11 protein-coding genes are annotated in these 19,909 nt (G+C 72.2%); all 11 read left to right on the top strand.

The annotated features are described in order from the left end of the window. The first annotated feature begins 75 nt into the window (after positions 1-75). The 11 genes from AC156L_RS05840 to AC156L_RS05790 all read left to right on the top strand — a co-directional run bounded on the left by AC156L_RS05840 (position 76) and on the right by AC156L_RS05790 (position 19,773). Positions 76-366, top strand: a complete 291-nt coding sequence (locus AC156L_RS05840; RefSeq protein ID WP_330876237.1) for a DUF4342 domain-containing protein — start codon at positions 76-78, stop codon at positions 364-366. Between the two features lie 385 nt (positions 367-751). Continuing rightward, positions 752-4,234: a hypothetical protein gene (locus tag AC156L_RS05835; protein ID WP_330876236.1), complete on the top strand. Its 3,483-nt coding sequence runs from the start codon at positions 752-754 to the stop codon at positions 4,232-4,234. 469 nt (positions 4,235-4,703) lie between these two features. Further along, on the top strand, positions 4,704-7,838 hold the full coding sequence (locus AC156L_RS05830) for an AfsR/SARP family transcriptional regulator (protein WP_330876235.1): 3,135 nt from the start codon (positions 4,704-4,706) through the stop codon (positions 7,836-7,838). A gap of 16 nt (positions 7,839-7,854) precedes the next feature. Continuing rightward, positions 7,855-10,107 (top strand): alpha-N-acetylglucosaminidase, encoded by a 2,253-nt coding sequence (locus tag AC156L_RS05825; RefSeq protein ID WP_330876234.1) that lies wholly within the window; start codon positions 7,855-7,857, stop codon positions 10,105-10,107. 39 nt (positions 10,108-10,146) lie between these two features. Beyond that, complete coding sequence (locus AC156L_RS05820; RefSeq protein ID WP_330876233.1) at positions 10,147-11,634, top strand: hypothetical protein; 1,488 nt, start codon at positions 10,147-10,149, stop codon at positions 11,632-11,634. A 7-nt stretch (positions 11,635-11,641) separates the two neighbouring features. Continuing rightward, positions 11,642-12,109: a low molecular weight protein-tyrosine-phosphatase gene (locus tag AC156L_RS05815; RefSeq protein WP_330876232.1), complete on the top strand. Its 468-nt coding sequence runs from the start codon at positions 11,642-11,644 to the stop codon at positions 12,107-12,109. Positions 12,110-12,272: 163 nt separating this feature from the next. After that, positions 12,273-13,808 (top strand): glycoside hydrolase family 19 protein, encoded by a 1,536-nt coding sequence (locus AC156L_RS05810; protein WP_330876231.1) that lies wholly within the window; start codon positions 12,273-12,275, stop codon positions 13,806-13,808. Positions 13,809-13,829: 21 nt separating this feature from the next. After that, the gene (locus tag AC156L_RS05805) at positions 13,830-15,350 is read left to right on the top strand and encodes a C40 family peptidase (protein ID WP_330876230.1); all 1,521 of its coding nucleotides are present in this window, start codon (positions 13,830-13,832) and stop codon (positions 15,348-15,350) included. 560 nt (positions 15,351-15,910) lie between these two features. Beyond that, positions 15,911-17,305, top strand: a complete 1,395-nt coding sequence (locus AC156L_RS05800; protein ID WP_330876229.1) for a M20/M25/M40 family metallo-hydrolase — start codon at positions 15,911-15,913, stop codon at positions 17,303-17,305. Between the two features lie 43 nt (positions 17,306-17,348). Continuing rightward, positions 17,349-19,028, top strand: a complete 1,680-nt coding sequence (locus AC156L_RS05795) for a PLP-dependent aminotransferase family protein (RefSeq protein WP_330876228.1) — start codon at positions 17,349-17,351, stop codon at positions 19,026-19,028. Positions 19,029-19,041: 13 nt separating this feature from the next. Continuing rightward, positions 19,042-19,773: a hypothetical protein gene (locus AC156L_RS05790; RefSeq protein WP_330876227.1), complete on the top strand. Its 732-nt coding sequence runs from the start codon at positions 19,042-19,044 to the stop codon at positions 19,771-19,773. Positions 19,774-19,909 lie beyond the last annotated feature (136 nt).

Here is a 19,909-nt window from a genome sequence, read left to right as displayed (position 1 = left end):
GAAACCCTGATGGCAGGCCGCTCCGCCGCCGACAGGCTGGAGGTGTCAAGGGAAGTCCCCGGTTCGAGGAGAGTCATGAGCGAATCCAAGCCCGAGTCCCACCGCACCTCCGTCGACTCCGTGGTCGACGCCGTGCGCGGGTTGGTCAGCGAGGGCGTCCACCGTCGCGTGGTCGTGCGCGACAGCAAGGACGACGTGGTGGTGGACGTGCCGGTGGCCCTCGGGCTGGTCGCGGTGCTGGCCGCTCCGGCGGTCACGACGATCGGTGTCGGTGCGGCCCTGATCGGCAAGTGCGGGATCAAGCTGGAGGACCGCAGGCAGCCCGGGGGCGAGCCCACGACGACGGTCGCCGCCGAGCGGGTGTAGCCGGCGGGCGGGGTCCCCCGACCGGGGGACCCCTTGGTCGCGTGGAACGCGGTTCCGATCCGGCTGCGCGGCGCGCCAGCACTGCCGCGCCGTGCCTCGACACCGTGCGGGCCGGGTCGTGCCGCGAGGGTGGCGGCGGAGCCGGATCGGGTGCGCGGTCAGCCCGACACCCCACGGCCCCGACCGCCTCACCCCTTCCGGCCCCGCACGCGACACCGTCGAGCACGGAGGTCGTCGGCGCTCGTCCCGACCTGCGCCGATCGGGTGGAGGAACCCCCCGCCCGTCCGGTGCCCCGGTGACCAGCAGGCACCCCACTGGGGGCGTGACACGGCCCCCACCTGGCGAGATGATGTTCGCTCGCGCTAGTTCGCACGGGGGACGCACATGCCTGGCGAGTCGATCAACCTGCACGGGAGGGACCGGGCCATCGCCCTGGTCCGGGAGTTCACGACCAGACCGGAGTCGAACGGCTACCCGACCACCCGCCGTGCGCCGATCCTGATCTTCACCGGGCCCAAGGGCTGTGGGAAGACCGCCTTGCTCGACGTCCTGGAGAGCCGTGTGCGGGACAGGGTCCCCCACGCCCGCGTCAACTGCGGCGAGCTGAAGAGCGCCACCGCCTGGAAGGTGCTCTCGCTGCTCACCTTCGACCTCAACCGCACCGTCGCCGGTTACCGCTCGATCCCGTTCCCCCGCTTCGTCACCGCTCAGGTGGCCATCTCCACGGAGTTGGACTCACCCGGCCAGGCCTCCCGAGCACGCATTCGACAGGCGTTGGAGAACGCTCGGAACGTCGACCGGCTCCGGACCTTCCTGGACGACCTGGCGCAGGACGTCACGGGCACGGTGTCGGTCGTGGGCGGTGTGCCGGGGGTGGCCACGGCGGCGCGGTACGCGGCGGGTCTCGTCCTGCACGGCCTGGTGTCGTGGCGCCACGGGCGCCGCGTCGTCCTGGGTGAGGGGCTGGAGTGGTACGGCTCGGGCAACCAGGCCTACGACGAGCTGGTCCGGCTCAACCTGCTCACCCGCGACGACGCGAGCGAGGCCGACCACGAGGAGGCCACGGAGCTGTTGTGGGCCGCGTTCCTGGCCGACCTGCGGGCCGCTTTCGCCAAGGGCCGCGGTGCGCGCGCCTGGTCGCTGAACTGCGTGCTGTTGTTGGACGACGTGGACACCAAGCCCGGCCGTCTCCTCTACCAGGCGCTCGCCGACGCCCGCCGCGGCGAGCCCGACCCGTTGACCGTGGTCGCCACCAGCGCGGGTGGCGTGGCCCGGCACGTGGCGCCGGACGAGGAGATCCCGTTCGCCGAGAAGGCCGGCTACGACGACTACCTCGAACGCAGGCAGGGCGGGTACGACAGCGACTCCTACCCGGTGGCGCTGCGGGACCTGACGCCGGACGAGGTCAAGGACATGGTGTCCGACATCGCCGGACCGAGGCTCAACGCCCACCGCGCGGTCGCCGCGCAGGTGTACCGCTTCACCCTCGGTCATCCCGCCGCCACCGCCGTGGTCGTGAGGGCGATCGGCGACCACACGGGTGACGACCCGTCGGTGAAGGGGCTGCTGGACAACCGGTGGCGCGGCCCGGTCGACAGGGACCCGGTCACCGTCGGGGAACGGCTGCTGCGGGAGCTGCTCGGCTCGCCGTCGGACGCCGCTCTGTCCACCGTGGACGCCCGTGCCGCCGTGGCTGCCCGCGCTGCCGCACTGGAGCCCTGCGCCGCCGCTCGTGACGTGGAACAGGCCGACGAGCTGTCGGGCAGCGGACTGGTGACCTCGCGCGGGGGAACGAGCCTCGTGCCCGACGCCCTCCAGGTCCGCGCCCACGACACTGGTCGCGTGGTCATGGTGCCCGCGTTGCGGCACCTGCTGCTGCGCCGCCTCGCCGCCGACCCCGAGCGGTGGACGGCCGCGCACACCTGGTTGCGGGACAACGGGCGTGACGCCGACCGCGGCTACCACGCCCTCGCGTTGCGCGACCTCGACGAGGTGCTGCGGAACCTGGAGGCGCTGCTCCCGGACTCGCGGAAGTGGTTCGCCGAACTCGACGCGGTCACCGCCGCACCCAACGACCTCGACACCGACGAGGCCGACCCCGACCGGGTTCTGGCCTCGGCGGGCCTCGCCGGTCCGCGGTCGGAACCCGGCCGGACGATCGCGCGGGTGCTGGTGGCGTTGTGGGCGGCCAACGATCCGTTGTCCACCGCGAACCGCGCGGAACTGTGGAGCAGCGCCGCGCTGGACCTGAAGGCCCTGGCGCAGCAGCCGGGCGTGGCGCGCAACGACTTCCTCAAGGCCGCTGCGCTGCTGGAGGCGAAGGCCGAGGCGGGCGATGCTCCCGTGGTGAGCCGGTCCGCGCGGTGGCAACTGCTGGCCCAGCCGCCGGAGGAGGTCGACTTCACGCCGCCGACGCCCGCGCGCGTGCTGCGCAGGGCGCGCGTCCGGCTCGGGGTGATCGCCGCGGTGGCGGTGCTGGTGGTGGGCGCCGCTGCCGCCTTCGGCGTGAACCTGATCACCCGGTGCGGGGAGGGCGTCCACGACCGGGGAGGTGAGTGCGTCGGCGTCACGGACGGCTCCTACGTGTTCGACGACCAGCTCGCCGACGTGCAGCGGCGGATCCTGGAGGAGAACGAACGGGTGTCGGGGCAGCCGCACGTCACGGTCGCCCTCCTCACGCCGCTGCTGCCCACCGACGTGGGGAGCGTGACCTGGCAGCGGGTTCGCGCGCAGCTGGAGGGTGCGCTCGTCGCTCAGCTCGCCGCGAACGGGGACAGGCAGGAGCCGAAGATCCGCCTGCTGCTGGCCAATCCCGGCAGCGGCCAGCAGGAGTGGCGACGTGTGGTGGACCAGCTGGTGGAGTTGGCGGACGAACAGCGGCTGGTCGGTGTGATCGGGGTCGGCCAGAGCACGACCAACGCCCAGCACACGGCCCGCGCGCTGGCGGAGGCCGACATCCCCATGGTCGCCTCCGTGGTGACCGCCACGGGGTTCAACGTCGAGCCGCCCGCGCAACCGGGCGAGCCCGCCCGGTACATCAGGGGCTTCACCCGCGTCAGCTCGACCACCGGCAACCAGATCGCGGTGCTGTCGGGCTACCTGGCCGGACGGGGCGTCGGCAAGGCGATGCTCGTCTACGACGTCAACGAGGACGACCTCTACCCCGCCACCCTCTACAAGGAGTTCAAGGACGCCTCGGCGAGCGGCAGGCTGCCGATCACCGTGGAGAACCGGTTCGACACCGAGGCGACCCTCGACAACCAGTTCAACCAGATCACCAGGGACCTGTGCGGTGACGGCGCCCCGACCACCGTGCTCTACGCGGGCCGCGCGGTCCTGCTCGACGACCTGATCAACAACCTGCGGAACCGCAGCTGCGCGCGTGACCGGCTCATCACGCTCGTCACCGGTTCCGACGCGTCGATGCTGCGCAGCAGGGAGGACCTGCGACCTCGGGCCGACCAGCCTCCCCTGGCCGTCGTCTACACCCCGCACGTCGACCCGGACGCGGCGCGGGAGATGGGCATCACCGAGTTCGCCGAACTCACCCTCGAGTTCCAGCGGCTCGGGTTCTCCACCACCGATCTCGCTGACGGCTGGGGCGTCATGATGCACGACGCGATGCTGACGATGCGGGACGTGATCAGCCGCTCGGCGATCGGGATGAAGCAGGGGGAGCTGCCGACGCGCCAGGACGTGCGCGCCGAGCTGGCCCGGTCCGACCGGGAACGCAACCAGGTGCGCGGTGCGGGCGGCCCCTTCACCCTGGACGCCACGACCGGCAACGCTGTCGCGCGCCGGCTGCCCGTCATCGAGGTCGGGCAGGACGGGGAGTTCCACGTGAGGGCGGTCGTGCCGCTGCCGTAGGGCCGGACGTCCCGCACGCCACCGATCCGCGGCCGTTCGAGCGGCTGGTGGACCCGGCGTGCTGGACCGGTGTCCCGACGGCGAGCTGTTCGTCGACCTGAGCGGGTTCGGCCCCGACCCACCGCTGCCCCCGGCAGTGGCGGTCCACGTGTCCCTCGACGCCCTCGGTGCGCCCCCCGGCCGGATCCCCGTCGACCCCCCACGCCCGGGCCGCTCGCCACCGCGGTCTCGTCGCGGGACGGCGGGTGGTGCTGGACAGCGCCGCCGACACCGCACGGGTCAGCCTCCAGCCCCGGCTTGGACGAACCTGCGGCGAACCTCGAACGGCCGGTCGGTCCCGGAGCGCGTCGAGGACGCGGCCCTGTGCCCCTGTCCCGTGCGCGCAGGGGTGACGCGGTCGTGTTCCGGTTGACCGGTGCCCCGTCCTTCAGCAGGATCGCCACGGGAGGACAACGGGGGGATGTCGCACATGTGGAGCTTTGGCGTGCTCGGGCCGCTGGAGGTGCGCCGCGAGGGGGCGGTGGTGCGGCTGGCCGCGGCCAAGCACCGGGTCGTGCTGGCGGCGCTGCTGCTGCGCACGGGCGAGACGGTGCCGGTGGAGCGGCTGGTCAGGACGCTGTGGGACGGGGCGCCGCCGAGCGGTGCGCGGTCGACGTGCCAGGCGTACGTGATGCGGCTGAGGCAGGCGCTCGGGGGAGCGGACACGATCAGGACGGTGCCCGGCGGGTACGTCCTCGACGTGCCGAGGGAGCAGGTGGACCTGTTCCGGTTCACCGGTCTGATCGGCGAGGCCCGGCGGGCGCCGAACGCCCAGACCCGGTCGGCGCTGCTGCACCGGGCGCTCGGGCTGTGGCGCGGGCCCGCGCTGGCCGACGTGCCGTCGGAGGCGCTGCACCGCGACGACGTGCCCGCTCTCGTGGAGCAGCGGCTGCTGGCGGTGGAGCAGCGCGTCGAGGCCGACCTGGAGCTGGGCGCGCACGACGAACTGGTGGGTGAGCTGCGGGCGCTGACCGCGGCGCACCCGTACCGGGAGCGGTTCTGGGCGAGCCTGATGCTGTCGCTCTACCGCGCCAGCAGGCAGGCCGACGCGCTCCAGGTGTACCGCGACCTCGACGTGCTGCTGGCCGAGGAACTGGGCCTGGGGCCGGGCGACGCGATCCGCGGGCTGCACGAGGCGATCCTGCGCAACGACCCGTCGCTGGACGCCGCCGCACCCGCAGGGCCCGCGCCCAGGCCGCCCGTCGGCACGACCGTGCCGCCGGACATCGGCGACTTCGTCGGGCGCGCCGACGAGATCGCCCTCGCGACCGCCCTGCTGTCCGAGCAGCACGCCACGGCCGCGCCGATCCTGGTGGTGTCCGGACCGCCGGGCGTCGGCAAGTCCGCGCTGGCCGTGCACGTGGCGCGGCGGCTGCGGCCGGAGTTCCCGGACGGCGTGCTGCACGTCAACCTGCACGGGTACTCGACCAGCCCGACCACGTCGGTCACCCAGGCGCTGGGCTACTTCCTGCGCGCGCTCGGCGTCTCCGCGGAACGCGTGCCGCTCGACCAGGCCGAGCAGGAGCTGCTGTACCGGTCGCTGCTGACCGACAGGCGGGTGCTGGTCGTGCTGGACAACGCCGCCGACGTGGACCAGGTCCGGCGGCTGCTGCCCGCCGAGCCGCGCTGCGCGGTGCTGGTCACGAGCCGCAGCGAGATGCGCGGGCTGACCGCGTTGCAGGGCGCTCGACGGGTCGCGCTCGACGTGCTGTCCGCCGAGGAGGCCCGTGCGCTGGTCGCGGGCATCGCGGGGCGGGTCGTCGACGACGACCCGGTGGCGGGCGGGGAGCTGACCGCGCTGTGCGGCGGGCTGCCGCTCGCGCTGCGGATCGCGGCGGCCAACCTGGGCAGCAGACCGCGCCCGAACGTGGCCGACTACGTGGCCGAGCTGCGCCAGGACGACCGGCTCGCGGCGCTGGCCGTCGACGGCGACGAGTCGGCCGCCGTGCGCGGCGCGTTCGTCCCGTCCTACCGCGCGCTCAACCCCGACGCCGCCCGGCTGTTCCGGCTGCTCGGGCTGGTGCCGGGAACGGACTTCACCGCCCCGACCGCGTCGGCGCTGCTCGGCGTGCCCTTCGGCACGGCCACGCGGCTGCTCGAACAGCTCGCCGCGGCGAGCCTGGTGCAGCAGTACGAGCCGCGCCGCTACCAGTTCCACGACCTGCTGCGGCTCTACGCCGTGACCACCTCGCAGGAGGAGGACGACGCGGCCGCGCGCACCGGGGCGCTGCGCCGGGTCTACGAGCAGTACCTGCACACCGCGGACGCGGCGGCCGAACTGCTGCACCCGACGCTGGCGCGGCTGCCGAGGCCGGAGCCGGACACCGTCCCGCTCGTGCCGCACCTCGCCGACGAGTGCGACGCCGCGACCTGGTTCGGCGAGGAGCGCGCGAACCTGGTCGCCGCGGTCCGGCAGGCGGCGGACGTGGCGCCGGAGTACGCCTGGCACCTCACCGACGCCGTCCGCGGCTACCTGCACTCGCGCCGCCTCGACGCCGACCTGCTCACGACGACGAACACCGCGCTCGCCGCCGCCGAGAATGCTGGTGAGCAGGGCGTTCGGCCGTGGCTGCGCAACAGCCGCGGGATGCTGTTCTGGAGCCGGGGCGACTACCCGGCCGCGGTGGAGGACCTGGAGGGGGCGCTGGCGGGCCACCGCGCGTCGGGCAACCGGATCGGCGAGTGCGTGGCGCTGGGCAACCTGGGGGTCGTGCACCTGGAACTGGGCGACCTGGACGTGGCCGTCGCGCACTCGACCCGCGCGCTGGCGGCCAGCCGGGAGCTGGGCGCGGAACGGCTTGAGGCCGCGTCGCTGGTCAACCTGGGGTCGATGCACCTGGAACGCGGTGAGCTGCGGGAGGCGCGGGACCTCCTGACCGGGGCGCTCGCGCTGTGCGAACGGGCGGGTCTCGCGCACACCGGCGCCACCGCGCGCAACAACCTGGGCGGGGTGTGCCTGCGGCAGGGCCGGATCGCCGAGGCGTTCGCCCACCACCACGCGGCGCTGGCGGTGCACCGGCGGCTGCGGTCGCGCCACGACGAGGCCGAGGTGCTCCAGAACCTCGGGGCCACGCACCGCGAGGCTGGCGACTACGCCGAGGCCACCAGGCACTGCGAGCAGGCGTTGGCGCTGGCGGTCGAGACCGGCAACCTGCGCTACGAGGCGGACGCGCTGAACACGCTCGCGTCGGTCGAGAACCGCACGGGCGACCCGGCGTCCGCGCTGGTCAAGCACACGTCGGCGCTGGAGATCAGCCGCAGCGCGGGCTACCGGCAGGGCGAGATCACCGCGTTGATCGGCCTCGGCCGCACCGTGCCGCCCGAGGAGGGCGTGGCGCACCTCGGCAACGCCCTCGACCTGGCCCGGCGCACCGGGTTCCGGTTGCGGGAGGCGCAGGCGCTGACCGTGCTGGCGGCCGTCGAGGAACGGCTCGGCCTGCGGGAGCGGGCGGCTGAGCACCTGGCCACGGCGGAGCGGGTCCAGGCCGCAATGGGGGTGGCGTCAACGCCGCGTCAACAGGACGTCACCAGAGCGCCGGAGGCTGTGGTCGTCCCAGTCCGGTGACGACAGGAACCGACACATGCACAGCATCTCCCGCCGCGGCTTCCTCCTCGGCACGATGGCGACGGCCCTGGTCGGCGCCGGTCGTGCCGCGACGGCGCGGGCCGCCGTGCCCGCAGACTCGCCCGCGGTCCGCGCCGCCATCGCCCGGCTGCTCGGCCGCGACGCGGACCAGTTCGGGCTGCGGCGGCTGACGCCCCGCGCCGGTGAGGCCGACGCGTTCGAGATCAGCGCGTCCGGCGGGCGGATCGTCCTCGGCGGCACGAGCGCGGTCGCGACGATGTCGGCGTTCCACTGGTGGCTCAAGTACGTGGCGGGCCAGCACCTGTCGACCAACGGCGACCGGATCTCGCTGCCCGCCACGCTGCCCACCCCGACCGCGACGATCCGCCAGTCCACCGAGCTGACCGAGCGCTACGCCTACAACTTCACCGTCTTCGGCTACACCACGCCGTTCTGGACCTGGTCGGACTGGGAGCGCGAGCTGGACCACCTGGCGGCGAGCGGCACGAACCGGGCGCTCGCGCTGATCGGGCAGGAGATCGTCTGGTACGACACGTTCACCGACTTCGGCATGGACGAACTCCAGGTGCGGCAGTGGATCGCGCAGCCCGCGCTCCAGCCGTGGCAGTGGTACGGCGAGACCACCGGCTACGACGAGGACGCCTCGGGGTTCAGCGGCCCGGTCAGCGTCGGCCTGCTGGAACGGCGGGCCGACCTGGGGCTGCGGATCGTCGAGCGGATGCGCGAGCTGGGCATCACGCCGGTGTTCCCCGCGTTCGTCGGGCACGTGCCCGACCAGGTGTTCGCCGACCTGCACCCGGACACGCACATCCCCGCGCAGGGCGACTACTCCGGCCACCCCCGCCCGTACTGGCTCGACACCACCGAGGCCCTCTACCCCGAGGTGGCGCGGCGGTTCTACCAGGCGCAGGCGGAGCGGTTCGGCACCACGACCCACTACTCGAACGACCTGTTCCACGAGGTCGGCGCGGACGACCTGCCCGCGGTGCTGGACGGCGCGGACCTCGGCGAGGCGGCCAGGGCCGTGCAGGACGAGCTGGAGAAGGCCGTGCCGGGCGCGGTCTGGCTGATGCAGGGCTGGCAGGACAACCCCCGGTTGGACGTCCTCGACGCGGTCGACGAGAACCGGATCGTCGTGCTCGACCTCGACTCCGACGACAGCCGCAAGTGGCAGGACACCGAGGCGTACTGGGGCGTGCCGTGGTGCTGGGGCACCATCCAGAACTTCGGCGGCAGGCTGGGGCTGTTCGGCAACCTCGTCGAACCCGGCCGGACCTTCCCGGAGGTCCGCACGTCGCCGGAGCGCAAGCGGCTGGTCGGCAGCGCGATGGCCCTCGAAGGCACGCACCACAACCCCGTCGTCGCCGACCTGCTGGGCGAGATGACCTGGCGGCGCACCGCCGTCGACCTCGAACCGTGGATCCTCGCCTACGCCGAGCGCCGCTACGGTGCCGCCGACGCGCACGCCGCCGCGGCGTGGAGGATCCTGCTGCGCACCGCGTACTCGTTCGCCGCCACCGGGCACCAGGCGGGCGAAGGTCCCCTCGAGACGCCGTTCGCCGCGTGGCCGACGCTGAACCTGACCTCCGCCAGCAACTTCGGGCCCGACCGCTGGCGCTACGACCCGGCGGAGTTCGCGCCCGTGCTCGGTGAGATGCTGGCCGTCGCGCCCGCGCTGCGCACGTCGGCGACCTACCGCTACGACCTGGTCGACGTGACCCGCCAGGTCCTCGCCAACCGCGGCAGGCTGCTCGTCGACCAGCTCCGCACCGCCTACGAGGCGCGGGACCGCGCGGGCGTGACCAGGCACTCGCGGCGGTTCCTCCGCGCGCTCGACCTGACGTCGGAGGTCCTGGCCACCGACCGGAACTGGCTGCTCGGCCCCTGGCTGGAGCAGGCGAAGGCGTGGGGCGGCGACGCCGAGGAGCGCGGGATCCTGGAGTGGAACGCGCGGTCGATCCTGACCATCTGGACCTCGAAGGCGCTCGGGTCGGGCGGTCTGCACGACTACGCGAACCGCGACTGGCACGGCCTGCTCGACGGCTACTACAAGCCCCGGTGGGAGAGGTTCCTGGACCTGCTGCCCAGCACCATCCCCTCCGGGAACGAGCCGAGCCTCGACGACGAGTGGGACGCCCGCGGTCTGGAGTGGACGAGGCAGACCGAGGCCCACGCCACCCAGCCCGTCGGCGACCCGTACACCGCCGCCTCCCGGATCGCCGCCGAACTCGCGGCCGATCCCGTCTAGAAGCCCGTCAGCCCACCACCTCACGTCTGGAGTTCCACCGTGTCCGGAATCAGCCGTCGGTCCGTCCTGCGGGGCGGTCTGCTCGCCGCCACCGCCGTCTTCACCACCAGGCTCGCGGGCGCGTCCGCCGCGTCCGCCGCGCCCGCGGACGGGTTCGCGGTCGCCTACAACGAACTGGACATCACGCCCGCCGTGCCGGGCTGGCCGAGCCTGTGGATGGGCGGCTACGGCTGGGACCCGAGGGGGGCGAGTCCGTCGGCCCCGCCGCCCGCGCACCCGCTGCGGGCGCACTGCATCGCGATCCACGAGGGCGGCTCGGTGAACGTGCTGCTCCGCGTGGACGTGGTGAGCATCCCGCGCGACGTGCACCAGGAGCTGCGCAGGCGGGTGTGCGACGAGCTGGGTCTGGTCGGCAGCTCGGACTTCATGATCGTGGCGAGCCACACGCACAGCGGCCCGTTCATCGGCGACACGCACCCGGACCCCAAGGTGCTGATGAACCTCGACGACGCCGACGTGGACGCCGTCAACGGCTCCACGTTCGTGTTCATGGACCTGCTCACCGAACTGGTGGAGCGGACCGTGGGGGAGACGCCCATCCCGGCGACGCTGCACTTCGCCGAGGGAAGCGCCGAGGTCGGCTTCAACCGCGTCGGCCTCGACCACGTGATGACCGACGTGCCGGTGATCGCGGTGCGCGACACCGACGACGGCGGTCTGCTCGCCGTGCTCTTCGGCTGCGGCACGCACCCCGTGTCGTGCGGCCGGGAACCCTCGTTCCACAGCGACTTCGTCGGCGTGGCGTCGGAGATCATCGAGCAGGAGTTCGGCGCGATGGCCCTGTTCTTCCAGGGCACGGCCGGTGACCAGGACCCGCTGGACCTGCCGACCGACGAACTGGGGCAGCGGCTGGCGTCGGCCGTCATCGACACCGTGAACAACGGCGACTTCACCGACGTCCAAGGCCCCATCGCGACCGAGCTGACCGAGGTCGAGCTGCCGTTCGCGGTGGACACGACCGACGCGGGCGTGCGGGCGGAGCTGCGGCGCAAGTACGTGGCGCGGCTGGACGGGCACCTGGGCCAGGCCGAGGTCCGGCACGCCAACCTGATCATCGGGCAGATCGACCGCGGCGAGCTGGCCGCCTCGATCCCGATGCCCCTCCAGTGCTGGAAGATGGGCGGGGTGACGATCCTGGGGCTCTCGCACGAGGTCGTCAGCGACTACCACCTGATGATCAACGCACTGGCGCAGGACATCGGCACCGGCAACCTCTGGATCATGGCCTACGCCAACGAGACCCAGTGCTACGTGGCGTCCGACCGGATCCTCTGGGCGGGCCTCGGCCTGCACAACGGCTACGAGGCGGGCTGGAACGACGACCCGTGGATCGCGGGTTACGGCAGCAGCATGCTCTCCTACGGCTGGCCGTCCCCGCTCAACGCGTCGGCGCCCGGCAGCGACCCCGCGTCGCCGGACAGCGCCGAGGCGATCGTGCTGGCGGCGTGCGAGGGGCTGCTCCGGTGAGCCCGCCGTGCACGTGAGCTTCATCGGCAGCACCAACACGTGCCGTTCCCCGATGGCGGCGCTGGTGTTCCGGGAACACCTGCACCGCGAGGGGATCGCGGAGCGGGTGCGGGTCACCAGCGCGGGTACCGGCCTGTGGCTCGTCGGTGCTCCCACCGACCGGCGGGCCACCGCGGTGCTGGTCGACCACGGGTACCCCGTCGGCCACGTCGCCGCCCCGCTGGGCTCGGACCACCTGAACGCGTCCCTGCTGGTGGCGCTGGACTCCGGTCACGCCAGGACGCTGCGCAGGCTCGTGACCGACCCGGACCGCGTGCGGCTGCTCCGGTCGTTCGACCCGGTGGCGGGGGAGGACGTCGACGTGCCGGACCCGTACTACGGCGGTCCGGCCGAGTACGCCGAGGTGCTCCGGATGGTCGAGTCGGCCGTGCCGGGACTGCTCGACCGGGTGTGCGACGAGCTGGACCGGGCCTGATCCGCAGGGGGTCGTCAGTGGACAGTCCACTGACGACCCCCTTGGCCTTTGTTCTCCGTGGCAGCGCGATGACGTGAGCCGTCGTCGGCGCGTCACGGCGGAGTCATCGACGCTCGGCAGCCTCGTTCCCAGACGAGCACCCGAGCGAAACGGAGATCCACCGATGTCCAAGTTCCTGCGCATGACACTGGCGTCGACCGTCGGTGCCGGCCTCCTGGTGGTGGCGCCCGCACTGCCCGCGTCGGCGTTGCCGGGCCAGGAGGACCGGATCGCCGTGCTGGAGGGCGACACGCTCTTCGTGAAGGAGGGCGGCCTCGACGCCGACTGGGAACCCCAGGAGTCCGGGGTGGTGAAGTTCCAGCTCGACGGCGACCGCGTCGCCGTGCTGAAGACCGACGGTTCCCTGCTGGTGAAGGAGGGCGACCTCGGGCCGGGCTGGTTCACCGTCAACACCGACTCCGTCACCGACTTCCAGATCCGCGACGGGCGCATCGCGTTCACCGAGGGCACCGACCTCTACGTCACCGAGGGCGAACTCGGCGGCGAGCTCGTGCACCAGGACCAGGCCGTCAAGTCGTTCCAGATCGAGGGCGACCGCGTCGGCGTCATCACCACCGACGACCACCTGCTGGTCAAGGAGGGCGACCTCGCGCCGGGCTGGGCCGAGATCAGCACGAACGACGTCACCGACTTCCAGCTTGAGGACAGCCGGATCGCCTACACCGAGGGCACCGAGCTGTGGGCGCGGGAAGGGGAGCTCGACGCCGAGTCCATCCACCAGGAGTCGGGCGTCACGGCGTTCGAGCTGAGCGGGGACCGCGTCGGCGCGCTGAAGGAGAACGGGGACCTGCTCGTCAAGGGCGGCGACCTGGAGCCCGGCTGGGCCGAGATCGGCGGTGGTGTCACGGGGTTCCGGCTCGACGGCGACCGCATCGCCTACCTGGAGGGCGACGACCTGTGGGCGCAGGAGGGCGAGCTGGACGCCCCGTCGATCCTCCAGGAGGAAGGCGTGTCCGCGTTCGACCTCGTCGGAGACCGGGTCGCCGCGATCGAGGACGGTCGGCTGCTGGTCAAGGAGGGCGACCTGGAGCCGGGCTGGTTCGTCGCCGACGAGGACGGCGCGACCGCCGTGCGGCTGCTCGCCGCGACCCGGCACGGCGGCGGCTCCACGACCGTGACGCTCGACGACCTCAAGGCCGTCTACGGCTTCATCGGCAGCGAGGACGTCGTCGAGGAGGGCCTGGACAGCCTCAACCAGGCCATGGACGACGGCGAGATCAACAACCCGGCGCGCATCGCGGCGTTCCTCGCCACGCTGCGCAACGAGAGCGGGTTCCGCTACGACGCGGGGGAAGCGGGTCAGTCGGGGCGCTACCGCGGCCGTGGCTACATCCAGCTCACCGGTGACTTCAACTACCGCTCCGCGGGCCAGTGGCTCGGGTACGACCTGCTCGCCGACCCGGACGCCGCGGCGTCGCTGGAGCGCAGCGGCCAGATCGCCCGCTGGTACTGGACCGTCGCCCGCCCCAACACCAACGAGCTGGCCGACGACCTCGACATGGGCCGCGTCGACAGCAACATCGGCTACGCACACGACGCCCGCGAGGACGCCGAGCGCTGCTCCGACTTCGAGGCCGCGCTGCGCTACTTCAACGGCGGCGAACTGCCCGACGGCCACATCAACTGCGTCCGCCCCTGACGCTCCACGAAGGACACTCCGATGAAGAAGCTCACCAGGCTCGTGCTGGCCGTCACGATCGGCCTCGGCACCGCCGCCCTCGACCTCGCCGCGGCGCCCGCCGCCTCCGCCGCCCCCGAGTGCGGCGTGCTGGCGGACGGCGCCGGAGCCGACGCCGTCGCCGCCGTCGAGCGGGCCTGCGACCAGATCGGCGTCCCGTACTCCTGGGGCGGCGGCCACGGCCCCCAGCCCGGCCTCTCCTACGGGATCTGCGATCCCCTCAACGGCGCCCCGAACGACTGCCGGGTCCGCGGACTCGACTGCTCCGGGTTCGTCCGCTACGCCTACTACCTGGCCGTGGACGAGGACATCGTCAACGGCGTCACCACCACCCAGTGGCAGTCCTCCCGAGCGGTCGACCGCTTCAGCCGCGCCGAAGGCCACGACCCGCTGCTGCCCGGCGACCTGCTCTTCTACGGCACCTCGCCCGGCGGCATCCACCACGTCGCGATGTACCTGGGCGACGGCTGGATCGTGGAGGCGCCGAACTCCGGTTCGCTCATCAAGGTCTCGGCCGCGTCGTCCCACGGCGACTACTACGGCGCGGTGCGGCTCTTCGAGGGCGGCACGTCCAGCGGGCCCGCGGTCGGCGCGCGGCGGATCGCCTACACCGAGGGCGGTGCCCTGTGGGCGAAGGACGGCGACCTCGGCGCCGACCCCGTGCTCCAGGAGGAGGGCGTCGAGGAGTACGTGCTGGAGGGCGACCGCGTGGCCGTGCTGAAGGACGACGGTTCGCTGCTGGTGAAGGAGGGTGACCTGGAACCCGGTTGGCACACCGTCAACGGCGACTCGGTCACCGACGTGCAGCTCGACGGCGACCGCATCGCGTTCACCGAGGGGCCCGACCTCTACGTGGTCGAGGGCGACGTCGACGGCGAGATCGTGCACCAGGACGCGGCGGTGACGTCGTTCCAGATCGAGGGCGACCGCGTGGGCGTGCTCACCACCGACGGCTCGCTGCTGGTCAAGGAGGGCGACCTCGGCCCCGGCTGGCAGACCATCGCCACGGGCGTCGCGGACTTCCAGCTGCACGGCACCCGCATCGCCTACCGCGAGGGCACCACCCTGTTCGCCCAGGAGGGCGACCTGGACGCGCCGTCGGTCGAGCAGGAGTCCGGCGTCACCTCCTACCAGCTCTCCGGTGACCGCCTGGCGGCCCTCACCTCGGCGGGCGCCCTGCTCGTCAAGGAGGGCGACCTCGATCCCGGCTGGTACACCGTGAACACCGACTCGGTCACCGCGTTCCACCTCGACACCGACCGCATCGCGTTCACCGAGGGCGGCGAGCTGTACGCCAAGGAGGGCGACCTCGACGCCGACCTGGTCCACCTGGCCGGTGGGGTGACGGGGTTCCAGGTCGACGGTGACCGCGTCGCCGCGTTGCTGGGCGACGACCTGGAGGTCAAGGAAGGCGACCTGGACGCGGACTGGTTCGCGGTCAACCCGGATTCCGTGACGAGCTTCCAGCTCGGAGCGGACCTGAATCGCCCGATCAGGGGCTGATCCACCGACGTCGAGCGGCCGGGACGCACCCGCGTTCCGGCCGTTTCACGTTGCTGGCGCCGCACATTTGCGGATTCGGGGTGTGTGCGGCCGAGTGCGCGAGGGGAATCCCATCGGGAGAGTGGTGCTCCGACGTGGTAGCCCTCGGGCCGGGCGGATCACCGTGCGCCACCGGCCGGCCCGGACCGCGCACCCCGTGGAGGGGGACTCCGCTCCCGATCGGGTTTCCCGCTTCAGGTGCCGGGGACGGTGGCGTGGTCCGGCGTGGTTCCAGAGCGTCCGCGCCGGTGCCCGATCGGGGTCGCCCGCGTCGCTGAGACCTCTTCTCGTTGTGCCACAACGATGATCGCGCTCTTTCCCGGTCGCCGCGGCACCGCCGCGAACACGCACCGTCGCCGCCGACCTCGTCCTGCCACACGTTGGTGGGGTCCGGTGCCCGAGGCCTGTCGGGCACCGCCGTCGTGGTGCGACGATGGGCGCACAGCCCGATCCCACGTGGCGCCCAATCCGGAGTGGACACCTCCCCTCGACGCGCCCGCACAACCACGGGAAGGACCCCCATGACCGCGGTCGCCTCCGAGCAGGGCCTGCACGAGCACGTGCGCGATTCGGCCCCCGAGTTCTGGCAGACGCTGATCGACCTGGTGAAGCACAGGTCCACGGCCGACCAGCCGGAGCCGCCCCTGCGCACGACCGCCGAGACGATCGCCGGGCTGTTCCGCACGGTCGGCCTGAGCGGGGCCACCGTCACCACCATCACCCACCAGGGCAGGACATCCGCCCCGCTGGTGTACGCGGAGGAGAGCGCGAACACCGACGGCGCGCCGACGGTCCTGCTCTACGCGCACTACGACGTGCAGCCCGCCGACGAGGCGAAGTGGACGGTCACGAAGCCCTTCGTCCCCAAGGAGGTCGCGGCGGGCGGCGACACCCGCCTCTACGGCCGCGGCGCCGCCGACGACAAGTCCGGGGTCGTCATGCACCTGGGCGCGCTCAAGGTGTTGCGGGAGACGTGGTCCGGGCTGCCGATCAACGTCAAGGTCGTCGTCGAGGGGGAGGAGGAGAGCAGCAGCGTCCTGGACTCCTACCTGGCCGACCACCCGGAAGACCCCCGGTTCAAGGCCGACCTGGTCATCGTCGCCGACACCGGGAACCTGGCGGTCGGCCACCCCGCCCTCACCTCCACCCTGCGCGGCATCCTGGCGGTGGACGTGACCGTCAAGACGCTCGCCAAGGAGGTGCACAGCGGCATGTACGGCGGGCCCGCGCCCGACGCGTTCACGGTGCTGGTGCGGCTCCTGGCGACGCTGCACGACGACAACGGCGACGTGGCCGTGCCCGGCCTGACCCGCTTCGACCACGACTGGCCCGCCGTGCCGGAGGAGCAGTACCGCCAGAACGCGGGCGTGGAACCAGGAGTCGCCCTCGTCGGCACCGGCACGCTCGCCCAGCGCCTGTTCGGCCGTCCCTCCGCCAACGTCGTGGGCCTGCGCGGCGCGCCCAGCATGGACAGGCCCGCGAACGTGCTGCACCCGGAGGTGACCGCCCGGATCAGCGTGCGCCTCGCACCGAACCAGGACCCGGCCGAGGCCCTCAAGGCGCTCCGGGACCACATCGAGGCCAAGGCCCCGCAGGCGGTCGTGCGCGCGGTCGAGCCCGTGAGCCTCGGCCAGGGCTTCGCCGCCTACCAGGGGCCCCACCACGCCGCCGTCGAGACCGCGCTGAAGACCGCCTACGGGACCGCGGGCGTCGCGCACGCCGGTCAGGGCGGCTCCATCCCGCTGGTCTCCGCGCTCCACGTGGCCAACCCCGGCGCGGACATCGTGCTGTGGGGCTGCGAGGAACCACTGGCCAACATCCACGGGGACGACGAGAGCGTCAGCAAGTCCGAGCTGGAGCACATGACCCTCGCCGAGGCGCTGCTGCTCAACGCGCTCGCCAAGCCCCGCCGCTGAACGGCTCCCCGATCGGGAGACGGACCACCACTGGAAGGCGACCATGACCATCACAGAGCAGGCACTGGACCGCACGCGCACAGAGGGTGCGAGGTCCGCGCCGAGCCCGACGGACCAGGACTTCGCGATCCCTCCCGAAGGCGTGCCCGAGCCGCAGCGCATGGCGGTGCTGGACAAGCTGGAGACCTACTTCGCCGACCTCCAGGGCAGGTTCCTCGGCTACCAGACCAACGAGGACCTCAAGCTGCGCGAGCCGATGGCCCGGTTCCTGGACTACCACTTCAACAACGTCGGCGACCCGTTCGAGGACTCGCACTTCACCCTGCACACCCGGTGGGCCGAGCGCGCCGTCCTGGACTACTACGCCAAGCTGTGGCGCGCCAAGCCCCGCACCGAGGTCGACGGCGAGGTCCCGAAGGACGCCTACTGGGGCTACGTGCTCACCATGGGTTCCTCGGAGGGCAACAACTACGCGCTGTGGAACGCCCGCGACTACCTCTCCGGCAAGACCCTCATGCGCGAACCGGCCGAGGGCGGCGGCGCGCAGTACGTGTGGGTGCAGGACACCGCGCCCGCCGACAACCAGAACGCCTACTCGCCCGTGGGCTTCTACTCCCACGACACGCACTACTCGGTGGCCAAGGCGCTGCGGGTGCTGAACATCCCGAACTTCTACGAGGTCGGCACCAAGATGTACCCGTACGCCAACCCGCTGAACCCCGGCCAGCCGTGGGACCACGAGGTGCCGTCCACCGGCGGTGACGGCGGACCGGGCAGCATCGACGTGGACAAGTTGGCGACGCTGGTGGAGTTCTTCGCCAGCATGGGCCACCCCGTGGTGGTCAACCTCAACTACGGCAGCACGTTCAAGGGCGCCTACGACGACGTGGAGGGCGTCTGCGACCGGCTGCGGCCGATCTTCGCCCGGTACGGGCTGGACAAGCGCAAGGTCCGCTACGGCCGTGACGAGAACGGCAACGAACTGGTCGACGAGCGCACCGGCCACTGGATCCACGTCGACGGGGCGCTCGCCGCGACCTACGCGCCGTTCATCGAGAAGCTCGTCGACGCGGGCGAGATCACGCCGACCACCCCGCTCCCGAAGTTCGACTTCCGCGTCCCCGAGGTCGCCTCGATCGTCACCAGCGGGCACAAGTACCCCGGCGCGCCCTGGCCGTGCGGCGTGTTCATGACCAAGGCGAACCTCCAGATGCAGCCGCCCGAGCAGCCCGCCGTGATCGGGTCGCCGGACACCACGTTCGGCGGGTCGCGCAACGCGTTCTCGCCGCTGGTGATGTGGCACTTCCTGGCCAAGCACTCCGAGCGCGAGCAGATGACGATGATCCGCACCGCCCTGGAGGTCACCGACCACGCGGAGAAGAAGCTCAAGGAGCTGGGCGGCACGTGGGAGGCCGCGCGAACGCCGCTGGCGCTCACGGTGCGGTTCAAGCAGCCACCGCCCGAACTCGTGCACAAGTACTCGCTGGCCACGATCCCGCTCAAGGTGGGCGACCAGGTCGTCCACTACGCGCACCTGTACGTGATGCCGCACGTCACGACGTCGACGATCGACGCGCTGGTGGCCGACCTCGCCAAGTCCAGTCCCGTCAGCGTGCCGATGCAGCGCGGGGGCACGAACCTCGCGACCTACGTGGACGGCTCGGCCGACAGCGGCGACATCGCCCGCCTGGCCCTGGTCCGCTTCTCCGACAGCGCCTTCTAGGGAGGAGCGGCTCATGACGATGTCCCACGACGAGGAGACCCCGGACATCCACGGCTTCGTGCTGATGGGTGACCAGCTCGTGTACGGCGGCCACCTGGCGATGTTCACCATGGCCGCCCACCGCTACCAGGTGATCGCGACGTTCGAGTTCAGCGCCGCGGTCAAGAAGACCTACGTCGACGCCCGGCGGGCGGCGCCGACGGCGACGTTCATCGTCGTCAACGACGAGAAGCTGCTGCTCCAGGAGATGGTGACCAACCGGAGGTTCACCGGCTCGATCCTCAAGGTGATCGGCAACGACCTCCACGACGCCCAGCCGATCGTGTCGGGCGTTCCGGCCGAGATCACCCTCGTCCTGCACAACCGGCAGTTCCACGACGCCGACGACTACCCGCCCAAGCCCTCGTACCTGCTGTTCGCACAGGGCTCGGAAGCGCACGTCGCGCACTACATGACGAAGAAGCCCGACTACCAGCTGCTGGCCGACGTGACCGTGACCGACTCGGAACTCACCGCCGCCGAACTCGCGGCCGGTGTGCGCGTCGACCTCCAGGGGGTCGAGGAGAACCACACCCCGCCGACGACACCGATCCCACCGGGCACAACCCTGCACGCCCTCAGCCCGCAGGGGAAGAAGGTCACCCTGAAGGTGACCAGCACCCAGTGGTTCGACACCAAGGAGCTGAACGGCCAGACCAACTACTCCGCCCGTCTGCTCGAAGCACTGGCCACGGCCACCGTCTGACCCCGAGGTGGTGGTGCCGGGTCGCACGGCCCGGCGCCACCACTGGGTGTCGCGCCACCACTGGGTGTCGCGCCACCACTGGATGTCGCGCCACCACTGGGTGCCGCGCCACCACTGGATGTCGCGCCACACCGGG

The sequence above is a fragment of the Umezawaea sp. genome (assembly GCF_057122925.1).
The sequence above is the reverse complement of the archived record's forward strand: the minus strand, read 5'-3'. Positions and strand labels throughout refer to the sequence as shown.